The following is a 13,609-nucleotide window of genomic DNA, read 5'->3' on the forward strand; positions in this document are numbered from 1 at the left end:
ATTAGATAAAGATAAAGGATTAATTCAAGGAGAGGTTCAAATAGATACTACAGTTTGGGAATCTACAGTGTATCTTTCCTATATTCCTACTTTCAACTATATGTCTGTTATATCGTATGATATGATTATTACTGCTGCAAAGATAGATAGTACTGGGCATTTTAAATTTGACACTAGTTTTTTACCGGAAGAACAACAGTTATATAGAATACACATCCCTAAGAAGGATACCTCGCCAATTTCTCTAATCATTGGCGGCAAAGAGGAAAATCATATGTTTCTTATTGCTAACAAGACTTCTCATATTACCATTAACTCCGTAAGTTCTATTTCGCTATTTAGTGACGTTTCATTTTCTGATAATCATGTCAACTCAGATTTTCAAAAAGTGATTAACATTGTAAAAAGTGAAGATGATATCGATTTCAATACCACTTTAATGCAACGGAAACTCATTAAAGAAAGCATAAAAAAAGAACTTAAAGCAATTGCAGAGAAAAATCAAAATCCATTAGTAGCACTTTATGCTATATATAAAAGTGATATTGATGACAGCAATATAGAAGATCAGCAATTTATTAAAACATTTGATGATAAATGGCATTCTGAAGACAATCCCTATTTTAATGCATATAGGAATACTTACACAATGCAATCATCTAATAACTATTATTTGGTATTCTTATCTATTGGTGCTTTTCTATTAATTATGGGATATGTTTTTATTTATGTATTCAAAAAGAAAAAGAGCAGCAATAATAAAAAACAATTACAATCGCTTAGCATTCAGGAACGAAAAATATTAGGTTTAATTCAACAAGGGCTATCTAATAAAGAAATCTCTGATGAATGTCATATCGAATTAAGTACTGTAAAAACCCATGTGAGTAATATTTATTCTAAACTCAATATTAAATCCAGAAAAGATGCAATGGGAATTAATTCGTAAATGTTTGATATAAAAAAGAAACTCTGTAAACTACAGAGTTTCTTTTTTAATGAACTTTATTTTAGTTTAATTATTAATTAATCCCTGCCCTTCTATCCAAGGAGCTCCGGCTTGCTTCAAGCTACGTTCAATAGCTGGTAATGTATTCACAATACGTTGAAGTTTAGATTTAACCTCCTGTAATTGTTTCTTGGCTCTATTAAAGGATGCTTTTTGATTGCCTGTTGGTCCATACGTATTTGATAAACCATTAAATACCATTCGATTGCCGTCGTTTGGTGTTGGATTAGAACGTTCTCCAATCTCTCCTTTTACAGGGTGGCCTCGTAATTCTTTTTGTACTTTTAATAAAGCTAATCGCGTATCATTAATTTGTTTTAATAAAGCATCATTAAGTGCTGTCGTTTTATTCGCTGCACGTTTCATAGCGGCGATACGCTGTATACTATTGGTCATCATTAAATTAGTAGCCGTTAAATCTTGTTGGAAGCTAAAGGCCTCTTCTCTAAATTGATTGAATTCATCAAACGACTTACGAGGTAAATGGCCATCATACATCGGTACGACTTTAAATTCTTTAGGTCCTTGTAATTCTGTAGTAACACCATCCACACGTTTTACTAAAGTTACTGTGTAAGTCCCAGGTGTCGCCATTATAAAGCCACTACCAATACCATCACCACGTCCATTTAATCGCTCACCATTTTTATTGGGATGATTTAACCCCCAACTCACACGATTAAATCCTTTTTTATTCGTTCCTCTAACCGTGTTCACTATCTTTCCATCTACATCCTTTACAATTAGTAAAACATCTGGGCCATCTTGGTTATTCTCCGCTTCAAGTGCATCCCATCCAGGGAAATCTGTATTTGTTTTTTCTCGTGTTTTACGTTCTCCTTTTAAAGATTTAATACTATTTGACATAAAATACGTAAACGTGGCTCCAAACGCTGGATTAGGTGCAATGTATTCTGCATCCCCTTGACTTCCCACTCGTGTAGACGGGCGATACCATAAAGCATCTTTAATATCGAATAAAGTCGCTTCAGCTTTTAACATCGAAGCATCAAAATTTCGTATTGGTGAAATATCATCTAAAATAAAGAACCCTCTACCAAATGATGCTCCAACTAAATCATTCTCTCGACGTTGAATCGTAATATCTCTAAAAGCGATAGTTGGCACGCCTCCATTAAGTTTTATCCAGTTACTACCTCCATCATTAGTAAAATAAATACCATATTCTGTAGCGGCAAACAATAGATCTTTCTTTACGTGATCTTGTACCAAACGCCATACTAAAAGGCGTTCTGGTAAGTTTCCGTTAATCAATTTCCAGCTTTTACCTTTATCTGTACTTTTAATAATATAAGGCTTATAATCACCATATTTATGATTATCTACAGCGGCATACACCACATTAGCATCAAATAAATCTGCACGGACATCATTTACAAAAGGTACATTTCCTAGTCCTTTTATCGTTGCTAAATTAAATTTACTCCACGATTGTCCTCCGTTTTCTGTCACTTGAATCATTCCATCATCAGTTCCTGCATAAATTAAGCCTTCTTGTTTTGGCGATTCTGCTAGAGACGTAATGGTATTATAATTAGACATCGCGCCAATATCCCAAGCATTGTCCCAGCTTTGTTGTTTACCAAACATTGGTAAAGTAATACGATCTTGATTTAAAGTAAGGTCATTAGATATTGGTGTCCAATCATCTCCTCTATTTTCAGACCTCCAAACACGTTGTGAAGCAAAATATAAACGTTTAGGATTATGAGGGCTCACTAAAATTGGAGCATCCCAATTAAAACGCTCAAAAGGTTCTCCTTCTCTAGCTTGTGGTTGAATGAACACTGTTTCTTTTGTCGTTTGATCAATTCGCCATAAAGCACCTTGTTGAAATTCGCCATAGGTAATATTAGGATTGCCTGGTTCTACAGCAGATTGATGACCATCAGCGCCTAACGTTTTCCACCAATCAGAATTTGCAATTCCATCTGAACTTGTGGTACGAGATGGTCCGCCGTGTGATCCGTTATCCTGAGTTCCTGCATAAATTTTATAAAATGGCTTGGAATCATCTACACCTAATTTAAAATATTGTGTAATTGGCAAGTTTCTTATGAACTTCCAACTTTTCGTTAAATCAAAACTTTCGTACAAACCTCCATCTGTTCCAAACAACACATAATTAGGATCACCATCTTTAAATGCCATTGCGTGGCTATCAACATGCTTATTACGTTCGTTCATCGTGTAAAACGTTTTTCCATGATCATCAGAAATCAGTACACGATTGTTCATCAAAAATAGTTTTCCTTCATGATGCGGAGACGCATATAACTCTTGATAATAATGTGGTCCTGTTCCACCAGAAACCGCATCTGATTGTTTGGTCCAAGATTCACCGCGATTGTTTGATATAAATACACCTCCTGTTTTACGATCTAATTCTATCGCAGCATAAATCACATCTGGATTAAATGGTGACATTGCTAAACCTATTTTACCTTTATTTGAACTAGGAATACCTTTTTTAAGCTCAATCCAAGTTTCACCACCATCAGTACTTTTATGTATTCCTGTTCCTGGTCCACCACCTAAGTAAGCAGCAACCGTACGTTGGCGCTGCCAAGTAGCTGCATATAATACATCGGGATTTCTAGGATCTATAAGTAAATCAGTTGCTCCAATCCATTCTGCATTTCCAAGTGTTCTATTCCAAGTTTTACCGCCATCTGTAGTTTTATACACGCCGCGTTCTCCTCCACTCGTCCATAAAGGGCCTTGTGATACTGCCCAAACGATATTAGAATCTTCAGGGTGTACAATAATTTTAGATAAGTGCTCAGAATTTTTCAACCCCATATTCTTCCATGATGCACCATCATCGTGGCTTACATAAATACCATCTCCAAAAGCAACGTGACGCCCACCAACATTTTCACCAGTACCCACCCAAATAGTATGTGTATTATTAGGGTCGATTGTAATACAACCTATAGAGTATGATTTCTGGTTATCAAAAATAGGCTTCCATGTGGTTCCTGAATTTACTGTTTTCCAGACACCTCCTGAACCTACAGCGACATACCATACATTTTCATTGTCAGGATGAATTGCAATATCAGCAATTCTACCTGAGGTAAATGCGGGTCCAATGTTTCTAAACGACAAACCACTAAAGGTCTTATCTGTTACTTTTTGTGCCTGTACAGACACAATCATTCCTATAAGACATAGCCATAAGAATGATGCTTTTAAAATTGATTTCATTACTTAAAATTATATTTCTGTGATTGAAAAAGTTAGAACAAGCAATTTAATACAATTTAATAGAAAGGCAATCAGATATTAACAAGTCATATGTTAAATTATAAGGGTTGAGTTCTTACTCATAAATATCTATTAAAATGTTAAAATTTCACTTCAAGTCATAATTAAATGACTCTGTAAAGCCCTGTCAATACTCAATAGTAAGCTTTTAGTAAGATTTAGGGGATATAGGTGTAGATAAATTGTAATTAAAAAACAAGACAAACGAATTACTTCGATCTGTCTTGTTTTTTTAGTAAGAGTAACCTAAAAGAGAAATCTTTTGTCAAGATTGCTTTTGGTATATTTCTCTGAACAGAGCAATCTTGAAATGTTTTTAACATTCATTTATATCGTTAAAATCAACCATTTGTATCTGGAATGCAAACGCTACCCCCACATCTACCTGTTGGACAATGCGGCAAACCTGTAAAGCAAGCAAAACCTTCTGTTCCCGAACCACAATGTTCTATATATTCTATAAGAGTAAAGCCTCCATTAATAGATTTCTGTTCTGTTTTGTTTAGGGCAGCGCCTAATTTTAATAAATTTTTCATAATAAAAAGTTTTAATAATTATTTTAAAACCGTGAACATTTAATGGCATTCACAGCATATGCCAATTCTTCGCGAATGAGAATTAATAATACATCCAAAGTAAGAAAAATATTAAAATACAGCACTATTATTCTTATACTTTTAACAAATACATTTTAAAACAATAAATTTATTTTATCTCATAATATGGCTATAAATGCTCTAACAGTTTATCAATTCTGTTTAAAATAAACTTAGTATATTAGATTAATTAAACCTTAAAAATGAAAAATATTTTTTTGAATATAATTTTACTAATGTCTTTTTCAATAAGTTTTTCTCAAAAAAATACTGATGGTATTTATTTAAATTTTAATCAATTTAAGAATGGAAAACCTTGTCTTGTAGAAAATATTGTATTCAAGAATAAATCTGAAAAACTTTTAACCGTAGATGAAATAATAAATCAATGTGATGGATTTGATAAAATAAATAAATTGATTGCAATTTCTCATAAAGGGAATATCTATTATAATATGAAACATAATATTGAATTTACAACAAAAAATAGATTCTCTAAATTAGTGATTACAGGTAAATATTGTGCTTTTATTGTAGATGAATCATATCCAAGAAATATTCAGGGTCAAGCAGGTTTTACTAACGGGCGTTTTGGTGGATATATAGATGAAGTATCTGAATCAGGGAAGAAAATGGGTAAGAAAAAGGTGTATTTTTTAGATACTAATAGAGATTATAGGCTGCGTGTTTTAACAAGAAAAAGATTGAAAAGCTTACTTTCTGACCATCCTGAAGGTCTAAAAAGATTATCAGATTCAGAAAAATCCACAAAATTATATCTAGAATTATTAAATAGTCTTAACTAGTTAGAAGTACTCTAACGAGCGTACTTAAATCTATATTACTTTGTATTGATTTTTTAAGGTTAATTTCTTTTAGAATTGATTTTTCATCTGCTCACTAATTAATGTATAAAATGTATTAAAATCAGGATCAATAATAATTCGAGTAACGGTATCTACACCCTCTGTAGCATATTCGCTTTTACCCATGGCATTCATACGTTTAGGAGCAATCTCATAATCATTTTGTAAAACTCTTACAACGGAAGCAGCTTGTCTAGCACTGAGATCCCAATTATCAATAAGGTTTTCATCTTTAAATGCCAAAGCATTACTATTACCTTGTACTGTGATTTGCATTCCAGGATTACCACTTAGTATTTTAGCCAATTGTTCCAGTACAGTTTTACCACTTTCATTAACATTAAAATCTTTATCTGTATTTTCAAAGAGTTTTGTATTAGGAATACTTATGATTACACTTCCATTAACAAGTTTTACAGGAATACTATCTCCTATACCCTCTTTAAATTGCGTAAGCGTTACTAGTTTTAAAGAGTCTATTCGCGTTAGAGCACTATTAATACTTTCTACCTGACCCTCTTTTTCTTTTAAAATTTGAAATGTTTTACTAACATTTTCAGATCTCTTTTTAGAGGTTTCTGTCATTAGATTTAAATTGGTTAAAAGCGATGCATTAGTTTGTTTTAAACCAGAAATCTGTTCTTCGAGAGAAGACAACTTAACTTTACTGACTTTCTCATTTTTTTGAGAAGTTGCTAAAGATGCTTGAGTAGATTCTATTTCTGATTTAAGTGCTTCGATCTCTAATAACAAGTCTTTTTTCTTTTGCGCAATGGCTATAATTGCAATTAAAGAAAAGATAAGAGTCAAAAAAGTAGTTTTTTTCATAAGCTTCAATTTTCTGTATTTCTAAATAAAATACTCTGTGCGAAAGTAAAAACAATTTTTCAAAAAAAAATATTATAATCTGTTGATAAAAGTATTTTAACAATTTTAATATTTAGTTTAAGAATAAGCTTCATCAAGCCTATAGGAAAAAGCTAACGCTTTAATGTAAGTAGTACATTATTAAATTATAATAGCGTGTGAAATTAATATGCTAATAACTCTTTTAAAGCAGCTTCAAATCGATTCTTCCCTAAATATTGTTCTTCTAGCTGATTGATAAACGGGATTGGAGTTTCTAAGCTTGCAACTCGTTTTACTGGAGCATCTAAATACTCAAAGCACTCCTCCATTAGCATCGCAGAAATATCTGATGCTATACCACCGAACATAGAATCTTCTTGAAGAATAATAGCTTTCCCTGTTTTTTTAACCGAATTAAAAATAGCGTCTTTATCTAAAGGCTGTAAAGATCTTAAATCGATTAAATCTGCATTAATATCAGTATTCTTATCTAATGTTTCTAAAGCCCAATGCACGGTTGCACCATAAGTGATAATCGTTACATCAGTTCCTTCTTCTATTATAGAAGCTTTACCAATAGGCAATGTGTAATAATCTGTTGGTACATCTTGGCGAATACTACGATATAACGCTTTATGTTCAAAAAACAGCACCGGATTAGGATCATTAATTGCTGTCGCTAATAAACCCTTAGCATCATAAGGAAATGCTGGGTATACAACTTTTAAACCTGGTGTTTTGGTAAACCAAGCTTCATTAGTTTGCGAATGAAAAGGGCCTGCTGCTACTCCTGCTCCACAAGGCATTCTAACAACAACATCGGCATTTTGATTCCAGCGGTAATGCGATTTAGCCAAATAGTTAACTACTGGATTAAATCCAGATGTCACAAAATCTGCAAATTGCATTTCTACTACACTTTTAATTCCATTAATAGATAAGCCCATACCCGCTTCTACAATAGCAGATTCGCAAATTGGGGTATTACGTACACGCTCTTTACCAAAAGCTTTAACAAAACCATCTGTTATTTTAAAAACACCTCCGTAATCTGCTACATCTTGTCCCATGATAATAAGATCTTGATGGCGCTCCATAGATTGTTTTAAGCTTTCAGATATAGCATCTACAAATCGTTTCTCTTCTAATTTATTATTTTCATTAACATGTTGGTAATCAAAGTATTGATAAACATCATTTAATTCGTCACTTAAATTAGGGGTGATTATGTCCTCATCATATGCTTTATCTAAATGTTCTGTAATTTCGTTTGAAAATTCTTCCTTATAAGCAGTAGCTTCAGCTTCAGTTAAAATATCTTTGCTTAATAAATAATTGTAGAAATTCTCAATAGGATCTTTCTTAGCCCACTGCTCCATCAAATCATTAGGCACATATTTTGTACCACTCGCTTCTTCATGACCACGCATCCTAAACGTTTTAAATTCTATCAAAACTGGTCTTGGGGTTTTGCGAACACTCTCTGCAAGTTTGCTTACCTTCTCGTAAACTTCAATAATATTATTCCCGTCAATAATATGAGATTCCATACCATAACCTATACCTCTATCGGCAATATGTTCACAATTATATTGCTCTGATGTTGGAGTAGATAAACCATAGCCGTTATTCTCCACACAAAATAATACTGGTAAGCCCCATACAGAAGCTACATTTAAAGCTTCGTGAAAATCTCCTTCGCTGGTACCTCCTTCTCCAGTAAATACAGCTGTAACTTGATTGTTTTTCTTTAAAAGGTTTGCCAATGCAATTCCATCTGCTACTCCCAATTGTGGCCCTAAATGAGAAATCATACCAACAATATTATACTCTTGAGTTCCAAAGTGAAACGAACGATCCCTACCTTTAGTAAACCCACTTGCTTTACCCTGCCATTGTGCAAACAATCGATACAATGGTATTTCTCTTGTAGTAAACACTCCCAAATTACGATGCATTGGAAGCATATATTCCTCAGGTTTTAAAGCCATTGTTACACCAACAGAAATGGCTTCTTGACCTATACCAGAAAACCATTTTGAAATTTTACCTTGACGTAATAAAATAAGCATCTTCTCCTCTATCATTCGAGGCTTAAGCATATTTTTATAGAGTTGCTTTAAGGTAGTATTGCTTAATTTCTTTTTATCGAAAGTGATAGCAGGTTTTGAGGTGGTTTTTATTCCCATTTGTTGTATTTAATAACTTCAAAAGTAGCAAAATTATGCCTATAGATCATTCTAAATTAACTTTTAAAATCCAAGCTTTTGTCAATTCATTATCTAACCGGATTTCCTTCAAATCATTATAAAGTAAATTAACATCCGTATTATTTTTTATAGATACATAATAATAGCTATTACCTGGTATAGAGAATATATCAGGATTAAAGTTTTTAGACCTTAATTTTTTAGACCATTTTTCTGCATTTGCTTTACTAGAAAACACATTAGTAACTATATAATATCCCGCAGATAGATCTGGTATTTTAATAGAGTTACTCTTACTGATTTTCTTTAATTCTTTAGCTCTAATTTCTTTATTTAATTTACTTTCAACTATTGCGTTTTCTTTTTGTTTCTTTAACGGTTCTGTATCTACAACGTTTTCTTTAATATTATTTTCTTTTACTATTTTTAATGTTGGTGGAGCTATTATGGTTTCCTGATAATATCTTTCACTTAGAGTGGTTTGAAACGCAGTAAAAAATAAAAAGTACTCATCTTTTTGAGTTTCAAACTTTAAACTCACCGATTCAACATTATTAGAGATTAGTTTATTCTCTTCGTTTAGTATCTTAAATTTTGCAATATCAAACCCTAATGTATTCATGCTATTTGGAATTCTCTTATCCAATATATTCTCATCAATAGTAATACTACTATTAAAAAAATTATTTACTTCTCTAACAGAATTACTTAGTGCTACAAATGTGTTTTTTTCTGTATTAAAAACAGACACTCGATCTTTATCTATTGAGTTATCTCCTTCTAATGCGCCAATGGTAATTTCTGTCTGTACCTCTCCTCCCTCTGGTGATTTAAAATTTTTAAAATCTATTATAGGTGATTTTCTATTAATGAATTCAAATCCATCGTAAGTAGTAATGTATTTTAACGAATCTGTATCATTTTCATAAACCACATAAAGCATCCATCCTGCAGAACTACCTCCAGACATTAAGCCTTCTAAAGCAGGAACATTGGCTACTGTATATAATCCATTTGGTGTACTTAATCCTTTTATTAACGCAGTAATATCTTTATAACACACATAGGGTGATCTAATTTTTAAAGCTATTTTATTACCTTCCTTTTTTCCATCATATAAAATCTCGCCAATAATAGACTGATAATTATTATTAGGGAGTTTAAGCTTTATAGTATTTAACGATTTATCTCTTTTTTTTACAGTATCGTAAATTTCACGATTGCCATTAATTCTTTTAATGCCTTTGTTTCCAGGGTAAGTTCCTGTCCAATACAATCCAGCATATACTATATTTGAGCCTGAAGGAATCTCTAATTCGGAAGCGCTTGAGCTAAAAGTACTATTGTCCTTATCTATATCGACATAAGTCATTTTATATTTATCATTAATCTGATTTGCATTATTAAATACTTTAGTTTTATTTTTACTTAAGGTATTATTCCCGATAACTTGTGTATCTCCTCTAAGATAAAATGTTTTGTTTTTAGCAAAAGTTATAGTCTCTTGGCTATTGGCTAAAAATGGTAAAATCAAGAAAATAAATACAATGTTTTTCATTATGGTGTTTCACTATTATTTTCGTTATAAAAATATACTTTTATTTTAATGTTTGCTACTTATGCGTTTATCTAAAACAGATTCTTTAATTGTTTATGGTTTTATCATATTTAAACTTAAAATACGATACCAAATTTGATTTCAATTTTATCTATATTTGTTGCTCTAGTTAAACTTATAAATAATAATGAAACGCATACCTAGTGTTAATCTTGAAGATTTTATTTCAGGAGATTCTAAACGAAAACAACAATTTATAAATGAGATTGGTAAAGCTTATGAAGATATTGGTTTTGTAGCGTTAAAAGGGCATTTTTTGAATACTAATTTGGTTGAAGATTTATATACTGAAATCAAAAACTTTTTCTCTCTTCCTATTGAAACCAAACACAATTATGAAATTCCTGAAATCTCAGGGCAAAGAGGATATGTATCGTTTGGAAAAGAAAGTGCTAAAGGGAAAAAAGAAGGAGATTTAAAAGAGTTTTGGCATTTTGGACAATATGTAGAAAATAACTCAGAATTAGAAAAAGAATACCCGAGTAATATTTACGTAAAAGAGCTACCTAATTTTAATCATGTAGGGAAACAAGCTTATAAGATGCTAGAAAAAACGGCAAAATATGTCTTAAGAGCTTTAGCTTTACATTTAAATTTAAAAGAGACTTATTTTGACGAATTTATAGTTAATGGCAATAGTATTTTACGTCCTATTCACTACCCGCCAATAAAAGAAGAGCCAAAAAATGCTGTTCGTGCTGCAGCTCATGGTGATATTAATTTAATTACCTTATTAATGGGAGCTCAGGGTCGTGGATTACAAGTTAAAAATCATCAAGGTGAATGGGTTGATGCCATTGCTGAGCCTGATGAATTAATGATTAATGTTGGAGACATGTTATCTCGACATACTAATAATAAATTAAAATCTACGATTCATCGTGTAGTAAATCCTCCAAAAGAGCTATGGGGTAACTCACGCTATTCTATTCCATTTTTTATGCATCCTATTAGTAGCATGAAACTAGATGTTTTAGAGGTTTGTATAGACGAGAATAATCCAAAGCAATTTGAAGATATTAATGCTGGTGAATTTTTAAATGAACGCTTAATTGAATTAGGATTGATAAAAAAATAATGGATTTACAAGACCAATTAAAAAATCTTTTTCCAGATCATAAACCATCTGAAACAAATGAGCTTATTGAATCTTCAGATTCTATTTGGATGCAAGATGATCCTATTATCTGTAAATATGAGAAACGAAAAGGAAAACCTATTACCATTTTAGAAGGTTATACTGGTGCGACAGAAGATTTTAAGGCACTTGCTAAAGAGCTTAAAACCAAATTAAGTGTTGGTGGTAGTTTTAAAGATGATAAAATTATTATACAAGGAGATTATCGCGATAAAATTATGACGCTCCTTAAAGCTAAGGGGTTTAACGTAAAACGCGTTGGTGGTTAACATAAATTATTCATGTCTTTAAAAGCGTCAGAACTCATATTAAACTCAGACAATAGTATTTATCACTTAAATTTACGACCTGAACATATTGCTAATACAATTATTACTGTAGGTGATCCAGATAGAGTTTCTCAAGTTATATCGTTTTTTGATACCGTTGAATTTGTAATTCAAAAACGTGAATTCCATACACAAACGGGTATTTATAAAGGAAAGCGGCTTACTGTTATTTCTACAGGAATTGGGACTGATAATATTGATATTGTACTTAATGAATTAGACGCATTAGTAAATATTGATTTCTCTACTCGAAGAGTAAAAGATAATTTAACTTCTTTAGAAATCATTAGAATTGGAACTTCTGGCTCTATCCAAGAAAATATCCCTATAAATAGTTTTTTAATTAGTGAACTTGCAGTTGGTTTTGATAATTTACTTCAATTTTACAATAGTGATCATATACAGGAAAAATCAATTTCTGAAGCAATTCTAACACATATGAGATGGCATGATAGTAAATTAAATCCATATGTGATTTTTGCTAATGACACACTCCTAAAAAAATTTGACTCTCCAATGATTATTAAAGGGTTTACTGCAACAAATTCTGGGTTTTATGGTCCGCAAGGGAGGGTATTAAGGCTACCTTTAAAAGATGAAGATTTAAATCATAAATTAACTAACTTTAAATTTAAAAATAATGTAATTACTAATCTAGAAATGGAAACAGCAGGAATTTATGGCTTAGCAAAACTATTAGGTCATAAAGCTATCTCTATAAATGCTATTTTAGCAAATCGAGCTACTGGAGAATTTAGTAAGAATCCAGAAATAATAGTAAGTAATTTAATAAAATATACACTTAACACATTAGTATCTTAAATCGAATTTATGAAAACGGTTAGAGTCGGTGGCGTACCAGAACATTTTAATTTAGCATGGTATTTAACTTTAAAAGCTGGAGCATATAAAAAAGAAGGGATTAATTTGCGTTGGAAGGACTATCACGGTGGTACTGGACAAATGTGTAAAGCACTTCGTGATAAAGAAATTGATTTAGCAGTAATACTCACAGAAGGTATTATAAAAGATATTACCGAAGGTAATCCTAGTAAAATAGTACAAGTTTTTGTAGAATCTCCATTAATTTGGGGTATTCATGTAGCTAAAGATTCTAAATTTAAATCGCTTGAAGCTATAAAAGGAACTAGAGCCGCTATTAGTAGGTATGGGTCTGGATCTCATTTAATGGCTTATATAAATGCTACTAATAATAATTGGAATCCCACAGAAGATTTAAATTTTGAAGTTATTAAAAATTTGGATGGTGCTGTTGAAGCTTTAACCCAGCAAAAGGCCGATTATTTTTTATGGGAACGATTTACAACTAAACCTCTTGTAGATAAAAATATATTTAGACATATTGGAAACTGCCCTACTCCATGGCCATGTTTTGTGATCGCTGTCAGAGAAGAATTTATAAAAGATGAAAAGGAAGTATTAAAAACTATTTTAAATATTATTAATAACGAAACCAAAAAATTTAAACAAATCTCTGGAATTGATCACCTTATTGCAAATCGTTATGGACAAAAGTTAATTGATGTTCAAGAATGGCTATCCTTGACAGAATGGTCTCAATCTAATATATCCGAACAATTGATTAATAGTATTCAAGAGCAATTATTAACTTTAAATATCATTAAAGAGAAGTTTAATTTTGATGATTTGGTAACAGATTTGAAGCTTTAAATGTTAAAAAA

General features: G+C 31.6%; 11 protein-coding genes. 6 read left to right on the forward strand and 5 right to left on the reverse strand.

Annotated features, from left to right (window positions below; all coding sequences use genetic code 11):
* Positions 1 to 439: 439 nt before the first annotated feature.
* A complete protein-coding gene (locus tag D1817_09465) occupies positions 440 to 949 on the forward strand; it encodes a LuxR family transcriptional regulator (GenBank protein ID AXT21261.1) in 510 nt (169 codons plus the stop codon).
* A gap of 66 nt (positions 950 to 1,015) precedes the next feature.
* On the opposite strand, the gene D1817_09470 is transcribed toward D1817_09465, so the two are convergent.
* Positions 1,016 to 4,240 carry a glycosyl hydrolase gene (locus D1817_09470; GenBank protein AXT20100.1) on the reverse strand — a complete coding sequence of 1,075 codons (3,225 nt, stop codon included), beginning with the start codon at positions 4,238 to 4,240 and terminating at the stop codon, positions 1,016 to 1,018.
* A 401-nt stretch (positions 4,241 to 4,641) separates the two neighbouring features.
* On the reverse strand, positions 4,642 to 4,836 hold the full coding sequence (locus tag D1817_09475) for a hypothetical protein (protein AXT20101.1): 195 nt from the start codon (positions 4,834 to 4,836) through the stop codon (positions 4,642 to 4,644).
* A gap of 263 nt (positions 4,837 to 5,099) precedes the next feature.
* Here D1817_09475 and D1817_09480 point away from each other — a divergent pair, with 263 nt between their 5' ends.
* Positions 5,100 to 5,702, forward strand: a complete 603-nt coding sequence (locus tag D1817_09480; protein AXT20102.1) for a hypothetical protein — start codon at positions 5,100 to 5,102, stop codon at positions 5,700 to 5,702.
* A 69-nt stretch (positions 5,703 to 5,771) separates the two neighbouring features.
* Here the strand turns inward: D1817_09480 and D1817_09485 are convergent, their stop codons facing one another.
* The 3 genes from D1817_09485 to D1817_09495 form a co-directional block, all read right to left on the reverse strand.
* Entirely contained in the window at positions 5,772 to 6,590 is an 819-nt protein-coding gene (locus D1817_09485; protein AXT20103.1) for a cell envelope biogenesis protein OmpA, read from the reverse strand.
* A 203-nt stretch (positions 6,591 to 6,793) separates the two neighbouring features.
* Entirely contained in the window at positions 6,794 to 8,800 is a 2,007-nt protein-coding gene (locus D1817_09490) for a dehydrogenase (GenBank protein AXT20104.1), read from the reverse strand.
* 46 nt (positions 8,801 to 8,846) lie between these two features.
* The gene (locus tag D1817_09495) at positions 8,847 to 10,379 is read right to left on the reverse strand and encodes an SPOR domain-containing protein (protein ID AXT20105.1); all 1,533 of its coding nucleotides are present in this window, start codon (positions 10,377 to 10,379) and stop codon (positions 8,847 to 8,849) included.
* Positions 10,380 to 10,566: 187 nt separating this feature from the next.
* Here D1817_09495 and D1817_09500 point away from each other — a divergent pair, with 187 nt between their 5' ends.
* The 4 genes from D1817_09500 to D1817_09515 are packed head-to-tail and all read left to right on the forward strand — an operon-like array spanning position 10,567 to position 13,598.
* Positions 10,567 to 11,517 (forward strand): isopenicillin N synthase family oxygenase, encoded by a 951-nt coding sequence (locus D1817_09500; GenBank protein ID AXT20106.1) that lies wholly within the window; start codon positions 10,567 to 10,569, stop codon positions 11,515 to 11,517.
* A complete protein-coding gene (locus D1817_09505; protein ID AXT20107.1) occupies positions 11,517 to 11,846 on the forward strand; it encodes a translation initiation factor in 330 nt (109 codons plus the stop codon). The genes D1817_09500 and D1817_09505 overlap by 1 nt, the downstream gene beginning before the upstream one ends.
* A gap of 12 nt (positions 11,847 to 11,858) precedes the next feature.
* Entirely contained in the window at positions 11,859 to 12,728 is an 870-nt protein-coding gene (locus D1817_09510; GenBank protein ID AXT20108.1) for a phosphorylase, read from the forward strand.
* A 9-nt stretch (positions 12,729 to 12,737) separates the two neighbouring features.
* Complete coding sequence (locus tag D1817_09515) at positions 12,738 to 13,598, forward strand: ABC transporter substrate-binding protein (GenBank protein AXT20109.1); 861 nt, start codon at positions 12,738 to 12,740, stop codon at positions 13,596 to 13,598.
* Positions 13,599 to 13,609 lie beyond the last annotated feature (11 nt).

It is taken from the genome of Flavobacteriaceae bacterium, assembly GCA_003443635.1.
Taxonomy (GTDB): Bacteria; Bacteroidota; Bacteroidia; order Flavobacteriales; family Flavobacteriaceae; genus AU392.

Coding starts and splice junctions, on each gene's coding strand:
- D1817_09465 (AXT21261.1), top strand. CDS start 440: ATGCAACGGAAACTCATTAAAGAAAGCATAAAAAAAGAACTTAAAGCA.
- D1817_09470 (AXT20100.1), bottom strand. CDS start 4,240: ATGAAATCAATTTTAAAAGCATCATTCTTATGGCTATGTCTTATAGGA.
- D1817_09475 (AXT20101.1), bottom strand. CDS start 4,836: ATGAAAAATTTATTAAAATTAGGCGCTGCCCTAAACAAAACAGAACAG.
- D1817_09480 (AXT20102.1), top strand. CDS start 5,100: ATGAAAAATATTTTTTTGAATATAATTTTACTAATGTCTTTTTCAATA.
- D1817_09485 (AXT20103.1), bottom strand. CDS start 6,590: ATGAAAAAAACTACTTTTTTGACTCTTATCTTTTCTTTAATTGCAATT.
- D1817_09490 (AXT20104.1), bottom strand. CDS start 8,800: ATGGGAATAAAAACCACCTCAAAACCTGCTATCACTTTCGATAAAAAG.
- D1817_09495 (AXT20105.1), bottom strand. CDS start 10,379: ATGAAAAACATTGTATTTATTTTCTTGATTTTACCATTTTTAGCCAAT.
- D1817_09500 (AXT20106.1), top strand. CDS start 10,567: ATGAAACGCATACCTAGTGTTAATCTTGAAGATTTTATTTCAGGAGAT.
- D1817_09505 (AXT20107.1), top strand. CDS start 11,517: ATGGATTTACAAGACCAATTAAAAAATCTTTTTCCAGATCATAAACCA.
- D1817_09510 (AXT20108.1), top strand. CDS start 11,859: ATGTCTTTAAAAGCGTCAGAACTCATATTAAACTCAGACAATAGTATT.
- D1817_09515 (AXT20109.1), top strand. CDS start 12,738: ATGAAAACGGTTAGAGTCGGTGGCGTACCAGAACATTTTAATTTAGCA.